This is a genomic window from Winogradskyella flava (genome assembly GCF_014243395.1).
Classification (GTDB): domain Bacteria; phylum Bacteroidota; class Bacteroidia; order Flavobacteriales; family Flavobacteriaceae; genus Winogradskyella; species Winogradskyella flava.
On record NZ_JACLCP010000001.1, the window covers coordinates 653893 to 671922 of the forward strand.

The window sequence follows — 18030 nt, forward strand, 5'->3', positions numbered from 1 at the left end:
TTTAATTCATCAACTCTTCAATCTCCTCAACTTCAATTGGGATATTCCGCATCAAATTAAACGGTTCACCAGAGTCTTGGATGACTACATCATCCTCTAAACGAATACCAAAACCTTCATCTGGAATATAGATGCCAGGTTCAACTGTAAAGACCATATTGGCTTGCATTGGTTCATGTAAGAGCCCATAATCGTGGGTGTCCAAACCGATGTGGTGAGATGTACCATGCATAAAGTACTTTTTATACGCTGGCCAATCTGGGTTTTCGTTTTGTACATCAGCTTTGTCTATTAATCCTAAGCCTAAGAGTTCGGACGTCATAAGTTTCCCAACTTCGATATGGTATTGCTCCCAAAGTGTACCAGGAACTAGCATTTTGGTGGCTTCGTCTTTTACACGATTCACGGCGTTATAGACGGCTTTTTGTCTGTCCGTAAATTTACCTGATACTGGTATGGTACGTGTCATGTCACTAGAGTAATTCGCGTATTCGGCCCCAACATCCATCAAAATCAAATCACCCGACTTACATTGCTGGTTGTTTTCTATGTAGTGTAAGACATTGGCATTATTTCCAGCCGCAATAATCGGTGTATAGGCAAAGCCTTTTGAGCGGTTATTGAGAAACTCGTGCATAAATTCGGCTTCGATATTATATTCCCAAACGTCTGGTTTTACAAAATTAAGAACACGTCTAAATCCTTTTTCCGTAATATCACAGGCTTTTTGTATCAGGTCTAGTTCTATTGGGTCTTTCACAGAGCGCAAGCGCTGTAAAATAGGATTACTCTTAGCCACACTATGCGCAGGATATTTGTCCTTGAGCCATTTGGTAAAGCGGTCTTCGCGTGTTTCGGTCTCTACATTGGCCCTGTAATGCTCATTGGTATTAATGTAAACCGTATCGCATTGCGTCATGAGCTCAAACATTATTTTTTCAAGGTCTTGCAACCAATAGACGGTTTTAATTCCGGAGGTTTTTAAAGCGGCTTCTTTAGTTAGTTTTTCACCTTCCCAAACGGCAATATGATCGTTGGTTTCTTTTAAGAATAAAATCTCACGATGTTTTTCCTTTGGGCAATCTGGGAACAGTACCAAAATACTTTCTTCCTGATCAACGCCACTCAAATAGAAAATATCTCTGTGCTGGGCAAAAGGCAATGTACTATCGGCACTTACAGGATAAATGTCATTAGAGTTAAATACGGCCAAACTACTCGGCTTCATTTGCGCCATAAAGTTGTTTCGGTTTTTTATAAAGAGCTTGTTGTCTATTAGATCGTATTTCATTGAAAATCTATTTTCATTTCCACGAAAGTGGAAATCTCATTAAACATAGCGGTTCCTCAAAAATACTATTTTGAAAGGCATAAAAAAAGGCAATCTATCATAAGATTGCCTTTTGTAATATTGAGAGGTAAAAGTTATTTAGCCATAGCCTTTTTTACCATTCCTATGATAGCCATTACAATTCCGCCACCAACACCACCTCCAGCGACACTACCTAAAATACTACTCAGATCCATACTGGTCGATGCTTCTGCAGCTTCTGCGCCACCTAGTCCTAACATGCCAAGAACTGTTCCGCCTAGTCCACCTCCAAGAATACCAACAATGGAGTTCCATAATGTGCCTAAGGATGATCCTTTCATAAGTTTGCCAGCTAAATTACCACCAACGGCGCCACTGACAAGTTGAATAATTAAGGGTAAATACTCTTCCATTTTTATATAAATTTATTAGTTAATTGCGCTAAATGTAATAAAATTATATAATAAAATGTTAAAAAATAATTATATCCTCATTTTATTAATTAAAAAATTATCAAAACAATAACGACAGAGATATCCAAACTTTAAAGGATTTACTTGATGATTCTAGCATTATTTACTAATTTCAAAATCTATTAAATCCAACCAAAAATGTCGCACTCAAAATTATTGTTTTTAGCTTGTCTTTTAAGTTCATGCTTTGCGTTTGCACAACAACCAGCAACCTCGTCTGAAGTTATCAAAACCGCTCTAGAACAAAAACGAGAAATGACCAAAACCTCATTGGTCAAAAATGTACCATTCAAAAATATTGGACCCACTATCATGAGTGGTCGTGTAGTCGATTTGGCTGTAAATCCAGATGTGCCAACTGAATTTTATGTAGGTTATGCTTCGGGTGGTGTTTGGCATACGACGAATAACGGCACTACGTTTTCACCAATTTTGGATAGTTCGGATACTCAAAATGTTGGTGATATTGCTGTGCATTGGCCAACACGAACCATTTATGTTGGTACAGGCGAAAATAATGCGTCACGCTCGTCCTATGCTGGTATTGGGATTTTAAAGTCTACCGACAACGGTGAGACTTGGACAAATGTTGGGCTTATGGACGCCCATCATTTTGCCCCAATTTTAATTCATCCAGACAATCCAGATGTTGTAACGGTTGGAGTTACAGGACATTTATATTCACCAAATGAACAACGTGGCATTTACAAGACAACAGATGGCGGACAAACATGGAAGCAAACGCTTTTTGTAGACGATATGAGTGGTATTATAGATTTACAACATAGTCCAAATAACTATAATGTCATGTATGCCACGTCATGGACAAAAGATAGAAAAGCATGGAACTTTGCAGGAAATGGGGCTAGCTCAGGAATCTATAAAAGTACAGATGCAGGTGAAACATGGGCAAAAGTTTCCACTAAAAACAGTGGTTTCCCAATAGGCGATGGTGTTGGCCGTATAGGTCTTGCAGTATTTAATGATGATGTGCTTTATGCGGTTCACGATAGCCAATTCAGGAGACCTGAGGATAAAAAGAAAGATGATGACAAAAGAGGCTTAAGTAAAGACGATTTTAAGTCTATGTCCACTTCAGATTTTCTAGCGTTAGAGGATAAAAAGCTCAATAGATTTTTAAAAACCAATGGTTTTCAGGAGAAATACAGAGCGGAAAATGTGAAGCAAATGGTGCGTTCAGGTAATGTGAAGCCTATTGACTTAGCTAAATATTTGGAAGATGCCAACTCGATGTTATTTGACACACCTGTTGTTGGTGCTGAGGTTTATAAAAGTACGGATGGTGGTAAGACCTGGAAGAAAACCCATGACGATTATTTGGATGGTATTTACTTTAGTTACGGCTATTATTTTGGACACATCCATGTGTCTCCAGCTAATGAAGACCATATTTACATCTATGGTGTACCGATTGTAAAATCAAAGGACGGTGGTAAAAACTGGACATCGATTAGTGCAGAAAACGTCCATGCTGATCATCATGCGTTGTGGATAAACCCTAAAAACCCAAATCATTTGGTTGATGGAAATGATGGCGGTGTCAATATTACCTACGATGATGGTGAAAACTGGATTAAAAATAATTCACCATCTGTTGGTCAGTTTTATGCCATAAATGTTGATAATGAAAAGCCTTATAATGTCTATGGTGGTTTACAAGATAATGGTGTCTGGAAAGGTGCCAACAATGCGCGCGAAAACAAAAGTTGGCATCAGCAAGGACAATATCCATGGGAATCTATCATGGGAGGCGATGGCATGCAAGTTCAGATTGATAGTAGAAACTCCAATATCGTTTATACGGGTTATCAATTCGGAAATTATTTCAGACTGAATTTGGAAACTGGCGATCGTAAGTATATCCAGCCAAAGCATACGCTTGGTGAAAATCCGTATCGCTTTAATTGGCAAACACCTATTTTATTGTCACCTCACAATCAAGATATCTTGTATTTGGGAGGAAATAAGCTGATGCGATCTATGAATAAAGGCGATGATTGGGAAGCGATTAGTGATGATTTAACCCATGGAGGAAAAAAAGGAAATGTGGCTTATGGCACCTTAACTTCTATAAGTGAAAGTCCATGCCAATTTGGTTTAATTTATACAGGCAGCGATGATGGCTTAGTACATGTGACTAAAAATGCAGGTGGAAGCTGGATGAATATTTCAAGCTCATTTCCAAAAGATTTATGGGTTAGTCGAGTCATTGCGTCACAGCATAAAAAAGAACGTGTTTATGTAACGCTGAACGGCTATCGCTGGGACAATTTTAAAGTTTATGCCTATAGGAGTGATGATTATGGGCAGACCTGGAAAGATATCAGCGGTAATATTCCTGCATCACCAGTGAATGTGATTCGTGAAGATTCTGAAAATGAAAATATGTTGTACTTGGGTACGGACAATGGTGCTTATGTGTCTTTTGATATGGGCAATTCTTGGGAAGCATTTTCTAATGGCGTTCCAAACGTAGCAATCCATGATATAGTGATTCAACCAGAAGCTAAGGATTTACTATTAGGTACTCACGGACGAAGCATCTACAAGGCAGATATTGCGCCGCTTCAAAGCATGAATACTGACATGACATCGAAGGCTATTACAATTTTCGAATTAAGTTCTGTACGTCATTCGAGTCGATGGGGAAGTTCATGGAGTAAGTGGCTAGAGGCTTTTGAACCTGAAAAAACCATTCAGTTTTACAGCAATGTTTCAGGGAAGAAAACCATTAGAATTCTATCAGAAAAAGGCGTTGAGTTAAACAGTATGACCATTAGTGCTGATAAGGGTTATAATTATGTAGACTATAATTTAGAACTCACCAAAAAAGGCAGAAAAGGACTGTTGAAAGAAAATACAAGTATTGATATCAATGAGGCAAGTAACGGAAAATACTATTTGCCAAAGGGAGTTTACACTATTCAAATAAACGATGAAGAATCTAAGCTTGAAATTAAATGACGAATGTTTTAGAAAATTATACTTCTTTAAAACCAAATAATAAGGAATTACAAAACTATATAGCTTACTATTATTTCGATTTTTCATTAAAAAAGAATACGGTAAAAAAATTCATTTTTTATCCACACTATAGAAATGCCCTCACGATTTATAAAAACTCAAGAATCAGTTTTGGAGAAAATTCGTCATATGTAAGTCCTGATAAAGAGAAAGAATATGAGATTTCCTATACAGGAATTCATCAGCATAGTCGTGTAGGGAAAATCCAAGCACCTTTTAATAAAATAGGAATTGTATTTCAGCCTCTTGGAATTAATAATTTTATTGAATTCCCTCTGTGTAAAGTAATTGACGAAAGTCCAAAAGCTAATTTTGATTATTTTGGAAACACTTTTAATAGCACATTGAAACTAGTTTATTCAACTGATGGCATAGAGCAGAAAGTGAATCTCCTTGATGATTTTTTTATTAATAGGTTGAATCCTTTCAAGGAGGAGCGTTTAACTGATGCGGTACGTTTAATTTTTGAGAAAGAATTAGCTGTGCAACAACTGTCAGAAACTTTAGGCTTTAATAGGAAAACACTCTATCGTTTATTTAAGAAACACTTAAACTGTGGGCCAAAGGAATTTTTGACTATTGTTAAATTCAGGAAAGCTTTAAACCTTTATCAGAGTCAAGACACTAAGCCACAACTCACAGAGTTCGCATATCAAAATGAGTATTATGATCAGTCGGATTTTATAAAACATTTTAAAAAAGTTACAGGCTTTAATCCTAAAAAGTTCTTTTCCAACATTTCACATCTAGGCTCCGAAGACACATTCTGGACACTATTGGGGAATTAGTGTGTCCCATTTCTACAATTTTATATGCTTTCCCATTTCTAGTTTTGTATTTCATTAATTAAACCGAAACAGTTATGAGATATTTTATTTTAATCGTAATCGCCAGCTTTACTTTAGGGGCTAATGCTCAAGTCTATAAAGGTGAGCTAAAAGAATATCAAATTAAATCATCTGCTTTTGGAAAAGAGCGAAAAATAGTAGTCTACACGCCACCTTCATATAGGGAATCAAAAGACAATTATCCAGTCATCTACTTATTTGATGGTCAATTCCAGGCACTTGTGGATATGACGACAGGGACTATGGATTACATGTCGCAAATGGGTCTTTTTTTAGAACACATCGTTGTAGGTATAGTGACCGAAGATCGTCCTAAGGAATTTACGCCTAAGCCGATAAATAAAAAAACCTATAAGGATTGGGGAGAAGATCGAGAGATTGGTATGGCTCTTATTTTAGAAAATCACCTAGTTAATGAAGTCTTTCCATTGGTTGAAAGTAATTATCGCACAAAACCCTTAAGAATTGGTATAGGGCATTCTTTGGGAGGGACGTTTGTTTTAAATACCGTCTTAAATGAGTCTAATTTGTTTAAAGGTGTTATTGCGATTAGTCCCAATGTGTCTTTTGATTACAGGCAATTAGTAACTACTTTCGATACATTTTTATCGAGTAAGGAGAACTTAGATAAATTTATATATGTTTCCGCAGGAACTGTTGGTAATATGGAAAACGGATTTAGAAAATCTATGATGAAACTTGATAATGTAATCAAATACCATAACCCTAAAGGTTTGGTTTATAATTTCGAAGTCTACGAAAATCAAAATCATTCTCAGACTCCGGTTTCTACGTTGTCAAAAGCATTTTCAGAATTTTATGAAATTGTGAGCATGCCAGAAGATAAAATTGAAATTATATTAAATGATGACAGTAAGACGTTGGTGAGTGAGTTAAAAGCCCATTATAAAAACTTATCTAGTTGGTTAGGCTATGAGGTTTTACCATCATCTAATGAAATTAATGGCTTCGGCTACTCCTGCGTTTATGAAGATAAATTATTGGATGCTATAAAAGTTTTTGAATGGGGAAATAAGCTTTATCCAAAGGAGGCGAACCTGTATGACAGTAAAGGTGAGGCATTAGAAAAACAAGGCAATGTAGAAGCAGCCAAAGAAAGCTATAAGATGGCGCTACAAATATTAGAGCGTAATAAAAATGATTATTCTGAAGACAACTATCAATATTATCATAAGCTTTTCAAAAAGAATTATGAACGCCTATAAAATTCACAGCTTATAATCATTCTAAATAAATAATTATGACAATGGTCAGTTGCTAAAACGTCTATTCTACTGTATTTTTGTAGCACTAACAAAAAGATTAGATCTACAATGAGCGGAATTCTAAATTCGTCGATTGGAAGAAAGTTTGCCATGGCACTTTCGGCACTCTTCCTAATGGTTTTTTTATTACAACATTTTGCAATTAACATTCTTTCGGTTTTTAGTCCAGATACTTTCAATGAGGTCTCTCATTTTATGGGAACTTTTTGGGTCATTCAATATGTATTACAGCCTGTATTAATTTTCGGTGTTGTATTTCATTTTGTAATGGGTTTTGTGCTGGAATATAAAAACTGGAACGCAAGACAAGTAGGTTACGCAAAAACTAGTAGATCAGCAAACTCTACCTGGATGAGCCGAAATATGTTATTGACTGGAGCAGTGGTGTTAGCTTTTATGATATTACATTTTATCGATTTTTGGATTCCAGAGATTAATACAAAATATATTGTTGGTGATACGAGTGGTCTAATAGATCCCGCTAATACTGAAAGTGGTTTTAGATATTACGAAGAATTAGTGCACAAGTTTCATCACCCATTACGAGTTGGTGCTTACGTTCTATCATTTGTATTATTAAGCTTGCATCTCTTGCATGGTTTTAATTCAGCGTTCCAATCTGTAGGGGCCAATAATAAATATACGAAAGGGCTTAAAGGTTTTAGTAAGGTTTACGCTATTGGAGTACCGTTGGGCTTTGTTGTTATAGCATTATTTCACCATTTCACCCACTAAATAAAATATAATATGTCAATATTAGATTCTAAAATACCAGAAGGTCCTTTAGCGGACAAGTGGACAAAACATAAAAATGATATCAATCTCGTCAATCCAGCTAATAAGCGGTTGATAGATGTTATTATCGTTGGAACAGGCCTGGCAGGTGGTTCTGCAGCGGCGACACTTGCAGAGTTGGGCTATAATGTAAAAGCATTTTGTTTTCAGGATTCACCAAGACGTGCGCACTCTATTGCAGCACAAGGAGGAATAAATGCTGCAAAAAACTATCAAGGTGATGGAGATTCTACATACAGGCTATTTTATGATACTGTGAAAGGTGGTGATTACCGTTCAAGAGAAGCAAACGTTTATCGTTTGGCTGAGGTGTCAACAAATATTATAGATCAGTGTGTTGCTCAAGGTGTTCCTTTTGCAAGAGAATATGGTGGACTTTTAGATAACCGTTCATTTGGTGGTGTATTAGTATCACGTACGTTTTATGCTAAAGGTCAAACAGGTCAGCAATTATTGCTTGGTGCTTATGCCGCTATGAATCGTCAAATCGGTCGTGGTAAGATAAAAATGTACACACGTCACGAAATGTTAGACGTGGTTGTTGTTGATGGAAAAGCACGTGGAATTATTGCACGTAACTTAGTAACTGGTGAAATCGAAAGACATTCTGCACACGCAGTTGTATTAGGAACAGGAGGCTACGGAAATGCTTTTTATTTGTCGACATATGCCATGGGTTCTAATGTCACGGCAGCTTGGAAAGCACACAAACGTGGTGCTTTCTTCTCAAATCCTTGTTACACGCAAATCCACCCAACATGTATTCCAGTGTCAGGAGATCATCAATCTAAGTTAACATTGATGTCTGAGTCTTTGAGAAATGATGGACGAATTTGGGTGCCAAAACATAAAAAAGATGTTGAGGCCATTAGAAATGGTAGTTTAAAACCAACAGATTTAGCAGAAGAAGATCGCGATTACTATTTAGAGCGTCGTTACCCAGCTTTTGGAAACTTAGTGCCAAGAGATGTAGCGTCTCGAGCTGCAAAGGAACGCTGTGATGCTGGTTATGGTGTAAATCAGACTGGAGAAGCCGTGTATTTGGATTTTGCAGCAGCCATTGAGCGTTATGGTAAGGAACAAGCCTATGTTAAAGGCCTAAATGTTGACGACAAAGCATTGGTAACAAAATTAGGTAAAGAGGTTGTAGAGAATAAGTATGGTAACCTATTCCAAATGTATGAGAAAATTGTAGATCAAAATCCATACGAAACACCAATGATGATTTATCCAGCAGTTCACTATACTATGGGAGGACTATGGGTAGATTATAATTTAATGACAACAGTTCCTGGTTTATATGCTATTGGTGAAGCTAATTTCTCGGATCATGGTGCTAACCGATTAGGGGCTTCTGCATTGATGCAAGGCTTGGCTGATGGTTATTTTGTGTTGCCATATACAATTGGTGATTATTTAGCGCATGATATTAGAACTGGTCCGATTCCAACAGATACTAAAGAATTTGATGAGGCAGAACAAAAAGTTCGTGGCGATATTGATAAACTTGTTAATAATAAGGGAACAAAATCTGTAGATCATTTCCATAAGCGTTTAGGGAAAATCATGTGGAACAAATGTGGTATGGCACGTAATGAAAAAGATTTGAAAGATGCCATTTCAGAAATTGCAGCTTTAAGAGAAGAATTCTATAAGGATGTATTTGTTCCAGGGACTGACAATGAATATAATGAAGAACTAGCTAAAGCTGGTCGTGTTGCTGATTTTTTGGAACTAGGTGAGTTATTTGCTAAAGATGCTTTAGAGCGTGAAGAATCAGCTGGTGGACACTTTAGAGATGAATATCAGACAGAAACCGGTGAGGCTATGAGACGCAAAGAGTTTCAGTATGTGTCTGCATGGGAATATAAAGGGCAACCAAGTGAAGCAGTTCACCATAAAGAATCATTAGAGTACAAAAATATTGAAGTGAAAGAGAGAAGTTACAAATAAAAAGAGCTATGATGAATTTAACGTTAAAAATATGGCGTCAGAAAGACGCAAATGATAAGGGACAAATCGTTGATTATCCTGTTAGTGATATTTCTCCTGACATGTCTTTTTTAGAAATGTTAGATGTACTTAATCAAGAATTAATTGAGAAAGGAGAGTCTCCAGTAGCATTTGATCATGATTGTAGAGAGGGTATCTGCGGTACATGTTCTTTATATATCAATGGTAGAGCGCATGGACCATCTACTAAAATAACGGCATGTCAATTACATATGCGCAGTTTTAATGATGGAGACACCATTTATATTGAGCCATGGAGAGCAAAGGCATTCCCAGTGGTGAAAGATTTAATTGTAGACCGTTCGTCTTTTGACAGAATACAGCAAGCAGGTGGATTTATTTCGGTAAATACTTCTGGTAATACACAAGATGCCAATGCTATTCCAATAGAGAAGCATAATGCTGATATGGCATTTGATGCTGCTACCTGTATCGGTTGCGGAGCTTGTGTAGCAAGTTGTAAAAACTCTTCAGCAATGCTATTTGTCTCTGCTAAAGTGTCCCAGTTTGCCTTATTACCACAAGGACAAGTAGAAGCTACAGATCGTGTATTAAATATGGTGAAACAAATGGATGACGAAGGCTTTGGTAATTGCACCAACACAGGTGCTTGCGAGGTTGAGTGTCCTAAAGGTATTTCTTTAGAGAATATTGCTCGGATGAATCGCGAGTATCTCGCGGCAAGTTTTAAAGGCTAAAACCAAAAAAAATAAACTTTAGTAAATCCTAAGCGAATAGCTTGGGATTTTTTCTGTAATTTCATTTCAAAATAATACTATGAAATTTATAATAATTGCTTTATCAACATTTTTTTTCATGGCGCTTAGTCATGCCCAAAAAGAGGCGATACAGTTCAACGAAGCTAATTTGTTAGACCATGTTGAAGTTTTAAGTTCTGATGCGTTTGAAGGTAGAGAAACTGGCACTAGCGGAAATGAAAAAGCAAGGGCATACATCGTTGAGCAATTTCAAAAACTGAATGTCAAACCTTTTAAAGATTCTTATAATCAAACTTTTGAATATAAGAGAGGTGAAGTCGTGAAGACTGGCATAAATCTCGTTGGATATATCAAGGGAACCCAATATCCTAAGAAATATGTTGTTATTAGCGCACATCACGATCATCTCGGTAAAAAGCAAGGAAAAATATTTAATGGAGCAGATGACAATGCTTCAGGTATTTCGGCCTTATTTAGTTTTGCGGAAGTGTTAACGAAAAACCCTCCAAAGCATTCCGTGATTTTAGTTGCTTTTGATGCCGAAGAATATGGCATTAACGGATCTTCATACTTCGTTGAAGCTATGAAAGATAAATCTATTATGATGAACCTGAATATGGATATGATCAGTAGAAGCTCTAAAGATGAATTATACGTTGTTGGAACTCGGTATTCTGAACCATTAACGTCAATAATGGGAAGCTTTGAGAATCCCACAAATACGAAACTTCTAGAAGGACATGACGGCACAGATAATAAGGACGATTGGACTTATGCCTCTGATCATGGGCCATTTCATAAGGCAGGAATTCCCTTTTTATATTTTGGTAATGAAGACCATGAAGCTTATCATAAACCAGATGACGATTTTGAAGCTATTACACCAAAGTTTTATGTTAATGCAGTAAAAATTATTATTACTGTATTTAAGGCGATTGACCGTACGGACTTTTAATTTCTGTGAATGCAATATCCAAATGATTTTTATAGAGAGCAACTTGAGATAAACACTTTAGAATCAAAGCGACTGTTCAAAAAAATAGGATGGTATAGTGTACTCAGAATTTCTGTTTTTTTAATTGCCGCTTTTGGATGTTATCTCACTTTCAGGCAATGGCAAATTGCTACTGTAATTGCTGTTTCTGGTATTGCTGTATTCTTGTTCTTACTGTCGAGATTCACAGATTTAAAAACTAAAAGAGCATTACATAAGCGACTTGTAGCCATAAATGAAGTAGAACTTAATATTGGTTCAGGCGATTTTCACAATAGACCTGATGGTTTACAATTTCAAAACCCTAGGCATGAATATAGCTTGGATATAGATTTGTTCGGTAGAGGATCTTTCTTTCAGTTTATTAATCGTACTGCGATAAAGGAAGGTACTGAAAAATTAGCAAAATATTTACTTGCTAACAATACATCCAATATAGAAACTAGGCAAGAAGCTATTAAGGAATTGGCGAATTTACCAAAATGGCGACAACATTATTCTGGTGTAGCTCAAGGTGTAGTTGTAGAATATTCGGCAAGTTCAATCATCAGTTGGCTTAAAGATTATAAACCATTTTTAAATAAGACTGTATATTTGCTAACTCTTGCTTTTAGTATTATTTCAGTAGCGATTTTAGTACTTGGTATTACTGAGATTATACGCATTAAGTATGCAGGTTATTGGTTGCTATTTGGACTAGCCATTACAGGAAAGTACTTAAAACAAATTAACAAGCTTGCGCAAAACACAGAGAAAGCAAAAGATACCTTTAGGCAATATACATTGTTATTAGAACAGATTGAAAAACAGGAATTCCAATCCAATCTTCTCAAGTCCAAGCAGCTCAAAATACAATCCGAACACTTAAGAGCTTCTCAAGTATTTTCGAAATTTTCAAAGGCTTTAGATGCTCTAGATAACCGAAATAATTTTATTTCAGCCATTTTTGGGAATGGGTATTTGCTTTGGGATATAAGACAAGGCTATCATGTAGAGCAATGGATCACCAAGTATGCAGATAAGGTTGAAGATTGGTTTGAAGTTGTTACCTTTTTTGATGCTTTTAATAGTTTTGGGAATTATGCCTTTAACCATCAAAAATTCACCTATCCAGAAATTACAACCGAGTCGGCGACAATAAACGCAAAAGATTTGGGTCATCCGTTATTGAAACCTGAAAAACGAATCGATAGCGACCTAGAATTACAACAAGAGCAATTCTTTATTGTTACTGGAGCAAACATGGCAGGTAAAAGTACATTCTTAAGAACGGTTGCACTTCATATTGTTATGGCTAATATTGGTTTGCCAGTGTGTGCTAAGCAAAGTAAGTACAAACCAATTAAGTTGATTACAAGTATGCGAACCACAGATTCGCTAACGGATGACAGTTCGTATTTCTTTAGTGAGTTAACAAGGTTAAAATTTGTTGTGGACACTATTGAAAAGGAGAAAAATTACTTTGTGATTCTCGATGAAATCTTAAAAGGCACCAACAGTACGGACAAAGCTATAGGTTCTAGAAAATTTGTAGAGAAATTGGTAAAGCTAAACGCAACTGGAATCATCGCGACACATGACTTAAGCCTTACAGAAATCGAAGCTGAACTAGAAGCTATAAAAAACTACTACTTCGATGCACAAATCTTAAATGATGAGCTCTTCTTTGATTACAAACTGAAGCACGGCGTTTGCCAAAATATGAATGCTAGTTTTCTTTTGAAGAAAATGGAGATAGTTTAAATAAAAAACCCTCTCTGTTTCCAGAAAGGGTTTAAACTTTGTAAGAAGTAAAATTTCTTAAGCCTCAAAAGGCTCAATAGAAACGTAAGACTTATTGTCTTTTTTCTTAGTAAATTTCACTAAACCATCTACTTTAGCATGTAAAGTGTGGTCTTTGCCTTGGTATACATTCTCACCTGGGTGATGTGTGTTACCACGTTGTCTTATGATAATGTTACCAGCAACAGCAGCTTGTCCACCAAAAATCTTAACGCCAAGACGTTTCGATTCTGATTCTCTACCATTCTTCGAACTACCAACTCCTTTTTTATGAGCCATGATCTTAAGGTTTTATATTGTTATACTTGAGTAGTTGAGCAATTAAGCCTTACCACCATCTAATTCGTCTTGCCATTTTTTAAGCTCGTCCCACTTACCATCAGCAGCTAATTTAGCTTGCTTTGGCCAAGTATCAGTAACATGGTTACCACGAACTCCTGCGATGATTTCAGAAATCTTAGCTGGCTTAGTTTTAGCTAATTCAGCAAAGGTAGAAATACCAGCTTCTACTAAAGTAGATGCAATTTTTGGTCCAATACCTTCAATTTTCTTTAAATCATCAGCTTTACCAGTAGCTTTTTTAGGCGCAGCTTTCTTCGGTGCAGCTTTTTCAGCTTTAGGAGCAGCAGCTTTCGCTTCTACTTTAGGTTCAGCTTTCTTAGTTTCTTTTTTCGGAGCGGCTTTTTCAGCTTTTTTAGCTGGCTTAGCTCCAGAAGCAACAATACTTTCAATTACGATTTCAGTCAAAGATTGTCTGTGACCGTTTTTAACACGGTAACCTTTACGTCTTTTCTTTTTGAAAACTATTACTTTGTCACCTTTAAGGTGCTTTAAGACTTTAGCACTTACTTGTGCTCCGTCTATAGCTGGGGCGCCTAGAGTAGTTTTGTCACCATCACCTATTAAAAGAACGTTATCGAAAGAAACTTTCTTACCTTCTTCAGTAGATAAACGGTTAACAAAAACTTTTTGGTCTTTTTCAACTTTAAATTGATGCCCTGCTATCTCTACAATTGCGTACATAGCGTAACGTTTTTATTAATTTGTTTATTAATTAAAATGCGCTTTTCTCAGAAAGCGGATGCAAATATACTCCTAAATTCTTATTATACAAACGTTTTTGGGCTTTTCGAGCGGTTTTTAAAATGATTTTTGAGACTTGATTTAAAAAAGACTAAAATTTGCATTGACCTTATTCGAGTTTTCACATTTAATTATGTTAAAAAGGAATAATCATTCCGTATTTTTGTCATCCTGTGTGTAACAATGTATACTTCGCACAGACAAACACTAAAACAATTTAAACACTAAACACATTTAATAATGAAAAACAGCTTTTTTACTCTAGCTCTTTTGTTGTTAGTAGGATTCCACTCCAACGCGCAGCAAGTAGAATTTGAAGAGTACGATTTAGATAATGGTATGCATGTCATTTTGCACCAAGATAATTCGGCTCCTGTAGTAACGGTTTCGGTAATGTATCATGTTGGTGCAAAGGACGAAGATCCTGAGCGTACAGGATTTGCCCATTTCTTTGAACACCTTTTGTTTGAAGGTACCGAGAATATTCCTCGTGGAGAATGGTTTAACATTGTGACTTCTAATGGAGGAAGCAATAATGCCAATACCACGGACGACAGAACTTACTATTACGAAGTATTTCCTTCTAATAGTGTAGAACTAGGACTTTGGATGGAATCAGAACGTTTATTACATCCAGTTATTAATCAAATAGGTGTAGATACCCAGAACGAAGTTGTAAAAGAAGAAAAGCGTCTTCGTGTAGATAACCAGCCTTATGGAAATATTTTGGCTGAGGTTAAAAAGCGCATGTTTAAAGTACACCCATACAAAGGGACTACGATTGGTGAGATGGAGCATTTGGATGCCGCGACTTTAGAAGAATTTCAGGCGTTCAACAAAAAATACTATGTACCTAACAATGCTGTATTGGTTGTTGCCGGAGATATCGATAAAGCTGAGGTGAAGAAAATGATTCAAGATTATTTTGGTCCAATTCCAAGAGGTGCAGAGGTAACTCGCGATCTACCAAGAGAAGAGCCAATTACAGAATCAATGAGAGACAAGGCTTTTGATGCTAACATTCAAATTCCAGCTGTAATTGCAGCTTATAGAACGCCATCTTTTAAGGATAGAGATGCCTATATATTGGATATGATTTCTAGTTATTTGAGTGGTGGTAAAAGTTCGATTTTATACAAAAAACTTGTTGATGAGCAGAAACAAGCACTTGCAGTACAGGCTGTAAATATCAGTCAGGAGGATTATGGTCTATACGCTCTTTTTGCATTACCATTAGGTGATGTCTCTCTAGACACACTAATTACGGAAATGGATGAGGAAGTTGCTAAGATTCAAACTGAATTAATCTCTGAGCGTGATTATCAAAAGCTTCAAAACCAATTTGAAAATCAGTTTGTAAACTCTAATTCTAGCGTGGCAGGTATCGCTAATTCTTTAGCGCGTTATTACATGTTATATGATAATGTAAACTTGATTAATAACGAAATAGATATTTATCGTTCTATTACAAGAGAGGAAATTAGAGATGTAGCTAAGAAGTATTTGAATTCAAATCAGCGATTAATACTAGAGTATTTACCAAAGAAAGATGATCAATAAAATAAAAATGAATAGTAACATGAAAACTAAAATATCAGCATTTATTGTATTGTTTTTAATGGCAGTAGGTGTGAATGCGCAAATAGACAGATCTAAGCAACCTGAGCCAGGGCCTGCACCTGAAATTGTATTAGAGAAACCAGGAGAGTTTGAATTAAAAAATGGTATTCAGGTTTTGGTTGTAGAGAATCATAAATTACCTAGGGTATCTTATTCTTTAAGAATAGACAACAAGCCTATAGCGGAAGGTAAAAAGGCTGGAGTTTCAAGTATTCTTGCCGCAATGTTAGGTAATGGAACGACGAATATTCCTAAGGATGAATTTAATGATGAAATTGATTTTTTAGGTGCCAATTTAAATTTTGGTGCTCAAGGTGCATTCGCAAGTTCTTTGTCTAAGTATTCCGATAGAATTATAGAATTAATGGCCGATGCAGCAATGAATCCTTTGCTTACTCAAGAGGAGTTTGAAAAAGAAAAGGAAAAGCTTATCGAAAATTTAAAATCTCAAGAAAAGAGTGTAGACGCTGTTGCAGGTAGAGTTGGAGGCGCATTATCTTATGGTAAAAACCACCCAAGAGGAGAGTTTGTTACCGAAGAAACCGTAAACAATATTGAGTTTGGTGATGTTTTGGCATTTTACGAAAAGTATTTTAATCCTAATAACGCCTATTTGGTTGTGGTTGGTGATGTAGATATGAGCGATGTAAAACGTCAGATCAAAAAGCATTTTGGCCTATGGGAAAAGTCTGCTGGTGTAGATATTACGATCCCTGAGCCTGCCGCAAATGCACAATACACACAGATAAATTTTGTGGATATGCCAAATGCAGTACAGTCTAATATTTCATTAACTAATAACGTCGATTTTAAGATGAATGATGATGACTACCATGCCGTTCTTATCGCTAATAAGATTTTAGGTGGTGGATTTGGTAGTTATTTAAATATGAATCTTCGTGAAGAACATGGTTATACCTATGGCGCACGTTCTAATATTAGCACAAGCAGATGGAACGCTTCTCGCTTTACAGCTGGAGCTGCAGTTAGAAATATGGTGACCGATAGCGCAGTTGTAGAAACGCTTAAAGAGATTAACAGAATTAAAACGGAACCTGTAGATTCTAAGGATTTGGCAAATGCAAAAGCTAAATATGTTGGTGATTTCGTTTTGGCTTTAGAGCGTCCACAAACTATTGCTAATTATGCATTGAATATTAAGTTGAATGATTTACCAGAAGACTTCTACTCTACATACTTAAAGAAAATCAATGCGGTAACTAAAGATGATGTTACGCGTGTTGCTAATAAACACTTTAAACCAGAAAATGCGCGTATTGTTGTAGTAGGTAAAGGAAGTGAAGTATTAGAGAATCTTGAAAAAACAGGTATACCAATTAAGTATTATGATGCTTATGCGAGTGCAACGGAGAAGCCAGTTTTCTCTAAGCCACTGCCAGAAGGGTTAACTGCAGAAGCGGTAATTAAGAATTACGTAAAAGCGATTGGAGGTGAAGATGCCTTAAGAAGTGTAAATACGACTTTAGTTAATTCTGAAATGACAATTCCTGGTGCGCCGTTTAAACCTAATGCAACTATTAAGCAAATGGCACCGAATAAATTTAAAATGGAAGTTGTTGCAGAAGGCATGGGTACATTAATGAAGCAAAATTTTGATGGTGAAAATGGTTACATGGAACAACAAGGAAGAAAGATTCCTATGGAAGATAAAGAATTATCATCTAGGAAATCCAATAAAGGATTGTTTGAAGAATTGTATATGGAACCTTCTGCTCTTGAGTTAGAGAGTATGACAACTATTGATGGGACTGATGCTTATAAGATTAAAGTTACTAAAGACGGAGAGTCTTCTTACAGGTATTATGATGTTAATACTGGCTATTTAATAAGAACAGAGACAACGGTAGAAGCTCAAGGGCAATCCATTACGAATGTAACAGACTTGTCTAATTACCAAGAAGTAAATGGTATTATGATGCCATATACTATGAAAGTAACTACAGGACCTCAAGCTTTCACTTTTGAAACTAAAGAAGTTAAAATCAACGAAGGTGTTACTGACGCTGATTTTGTTGATTAAAACTTGATAATAAATATTT

At 36.2% G+C, this 18030-nt stretch carries 14 protein-coding genes; 10 read left to right on the plus strand and 4 right to left on the minus strand.

Annotated elements, in window-relative coordinates; all coding sequences use genetic code 11:
- Position 1 precedes the first annotated feature (1 nt).
- Together H7F21_RS02910 and H7F21_RS02915 are read right to left on the minus strand one after the other, a co-directional pair.
- Complete coding sequence (locus H7F21_RS02910) at positions 2-1291, minus strand: aminopeptidase P family protein (protein ID WP_185787728.1); 1290 nt, start codon at positions 1289-1291, stop codon at positions 2-4.
- A gap of 134 nt (positions 1292-1425) precedes the next feature.
- Positions 1426-1725 carry a hypothetical protein gene (locus tag H7F21_RS02915; protein ID WP_185787729.1) on the minus strand — a complete coding sequence of 100 codons (300 nt, stop codon included), beginning with the start codon at positions 1723-1725 and terminating at the stop codon, positions 1426-1428.
- A gap of 198 nt (positions 1726-1923) precedes the next feature.
- Between H7F21_RS02915 and H7F21_RS02920 the strand changes: the two genes are divergently transcribed.
- From H7F21_RS02920 to H7F21_RS02955, 8 genes are all read left to right on the plus strand, one after another.
- Positions 1924-4770: a WD40/YVTN/BNR-like repeat-containing protein gene (locus tag H7F21_RS02920; RefSeq protein ID WP_185787730.1), complete on the plus strand. Its 2847-nt coding sequence runs from the start codon at positions 1924-1926 to the stop codon at positions 4768-4770.
- Complete coding sequence (locus tag H7F21_RS02925; protein ID WP_185787731.1) at positions 4767-5618, plus strand: helix-turn-helix domain-containing protein; 852 nt, start codon at positions 4767-4769, stop codon at positions 5616-5618. Before H7F21_RS02920 ends, H7F21_RS02925 begins: the two co-directional genes overlap by 4 nt.
- A 74-nt stretch (positions 5619-5692) precedes the next feature.
- Positions 5693-6904: an alpha/beta hydrolase-fold protein gene (locus tag H7F21_RS02930; protein ID WP_185787732.1), complete on the plus strand. Its 1212-nt coding sequence runs from the start codon at positions 5693-5695 to the stop codon at positions 6902-6904.
- A 108-nt stretch (positions 6905-7012) separates the two neighbouring features.
- The gene (locus tag H7F21_RS02935) at positions 7013-7699 is read left to right on the plus strand and encodes a succinate dehydrogenase cytochrome b subunit (protein WP_185787733.1); all 687 of its coding nucleotides are present in this window, start codon (positions 7013-7015) and stop codon (positions 7697-7699) included.
- Positions 7700-7711: 12 nt separating this feature from the next.
- Positions 7712-9712, plus strand: a complete 2001-nt coding sequence (locus tag H7F21_RS02940; protein WP_185787734.1) for a fumarate reductase/succinate dehydrogenase flavoprotein subunit — start codon at positions 7712-7714, stop codon at positions 9710-9712.
- An 11-nt stretch (positions 9713-9723) separates the two neighbouring features.
- Entirely contained in the window at positions 9724-10470 is a 747-nt protein-coding gene (locus tag H7F21_RS02945; protein ID WP_185788540.1) for a succinate dehydrogenase/fumarate reductase iron-sulfur subunit, read from the plus strand.
- A 79-nt stretch (positions 10471-10549) separates the two neighbouring features.
- Positions 10550-11446 carry a M28 family peptidase gene (locus H7F21_RS02950; protein WP_185787735.1) on the plus strand — a complete coding sequence of 299 codons (897 nt, stop codon included), beginning with the start codon at positions 10550-10552 and terminating at the stop codon, positions 11444-11446.
- A gap of 9 nt (positions 11447-11455) precedes the next feature.
- Entirely contained in the window at positions 11456-13228 is a 1773-nt protein-coding gene (locus tag H7F21_RS02955) for a MutS-related protein (protein ID WP_185787736.1), read from the plus strand.
- A 57-nt stretch (positions 13229-13285) separates the two neighbouring features.
- Here H7F21_RS02955 and rpmA read toward each other — a convergent pair whose 3' ends face one another.
- Complete coding sequence (gene rpmA / locus H7F21_RS02960; protein ID WP_110474587.1) at positions 13286-13546, minus strand: 50S ribosomal protein L27; 261 nt, start codon at positions 13544-13546, stop codon at positions 13286-13288.
- Between the two features lie 42 nt (positions 13547-13588).
- The gene (gene rplU / locus H7F21_RS02965) at positions 13589-14290 is read right to left on the minus strand and encodes a 50S ribosomal protein L21 (RefSeq protein ID WP_185787737.1); all 702 of its coding nucleotides are present in this window, start codon (positions 14288-14290) and stop codon (positions 13589-13591) included.
- A 300-nt stretch (positions 14291-14590) separates the two neighbouring features.
- On the opposite strand from rplU, the gene H7F21_RS02970 reads away from it, so the two are divergent.
- A complete protein-coding gene (locus H7F21_RS02970; protein WP_185787738.1) occupies positions 14591-15910 on the plus strand; it encodes a M16 family metallopeptidase in 1320 nt (439 codons plus the stop codon).
- A gap of 19 nt (positions 15911-15929) precedes the next feature.
- Positions 15930-18011 carry an insulinase family protein gene (locus H7F21_RS02975; protein ID WP_185787739.1) on the plus strand — a complete coding sequence of 694 codons (2082 nt, stop codon included), beginning with the start codon at positions 15930-15932 and terminating at the stop codon, positions 18009-18011.
- The last annotated feature ends 19 nt before the right edge of the window (positions 18012-18030 follow it).

Excerpts from the sequence above, each read along its gene's own strand:
- H7F21_RS02910 (WP_185787728.1), bottom strand. The coding sequence starts at position 1,291 with ATGAAATACGATCTAATAGACAACAAGCTCTTTATAAAAAACCGAAAC.
- H7F21_RS02915 (WP_185787729.1), bottom strand. The coding sequence starts at position 1,725 with ATGGAAGAGTATTTACCCTTAATTATTCAACTTGTCAGTGGCGCCGTT.
- H7F21_RS02920 (WP_185787730.1), top strand. The coding sequence starts at position 1,924 with ATGTCGCACTCAAAATTATTGTTTTTAGCTTGTCTTTTAAGTTCATGC.
- H7F21_RS02925 (WP_185787731.1), top strand. The coding sequence starts at position 4,767 with ATGACGAATGTTTTAGAAAATTATACTTCTTTAAAACCAAATAATAAG.
- H7F21_RS02930 (WP_185787732.1), top strand. The coding sequence starts at position 5,693 with ATGAGATATTTTATTTTAATCGTAATCGCCAGCTTTACTTTAGGGGCT.
- H7F21_RS02935 (WP_185787733.1), top strand. The coding sequence starts at position 7,013 with ATGAGCGGAATTCTAAATTCGTCGATTGGAAGAAAGTTTGCCATGGCA.
- H7F21_RS02940 (WP_185787734.1), top strand. The coding sequence starts at position 7,712 with ATGTCAATATTAGATTCTAAAATACCAGAAGGTCCTTTAGCGGACAAG.
- H7F21_RS02945 (WP_185788540.1), top strand. The coding sequence starts at position 9,724 with ATGAATTTAACGTTAAAAATATGGCGTCAGAAAGACGCAAATGATAAG.
- H7F21_RS02950 (WP_185787735.1), top strand. The coding sequence starts at position 10,550 with ATGAAATTTATAATAATTGCTTTATCAACATTTTTTTTCATGGCGCTT.
- H7F21_RS02955 (WP_185787736.1), top strand. The coding sequence starts at position 11,456 with ATGCAATATCCAAATGATTTTTATAGAGAGCAACTTGAGATAAACACT.
- rpmA (WP_110474587.1), bottom strand. The coding sequence starts at position 13,546 with ATGGCTCATAAAAAAGGAGTTGGTAGTTCGAAGAATGGTAGAGAATCA.
- rplU (WP_185787737.1), bottom strand. The coding sequence starts at position 14,290 with ATGTACGCAATTGTAGAGATAGCAGGGCATCAATTTAAAGTTGAAAAA.
- H7F21_RS02970 (WP_185787738.1), top strand. The coding sequence starts at position 14,591 with ATGAAAAACAGCTTTTTTACTCTAGCTCTTTTGTTGTTAGTAGGATTC.
- H7F21_RS02975 (WP_185787739.1), top strand. The coding sequence starts at position 15,930 with ATGAAAACTAAAATATCAGCATTTATTGTATTGTTTTTAATGGCAGTA.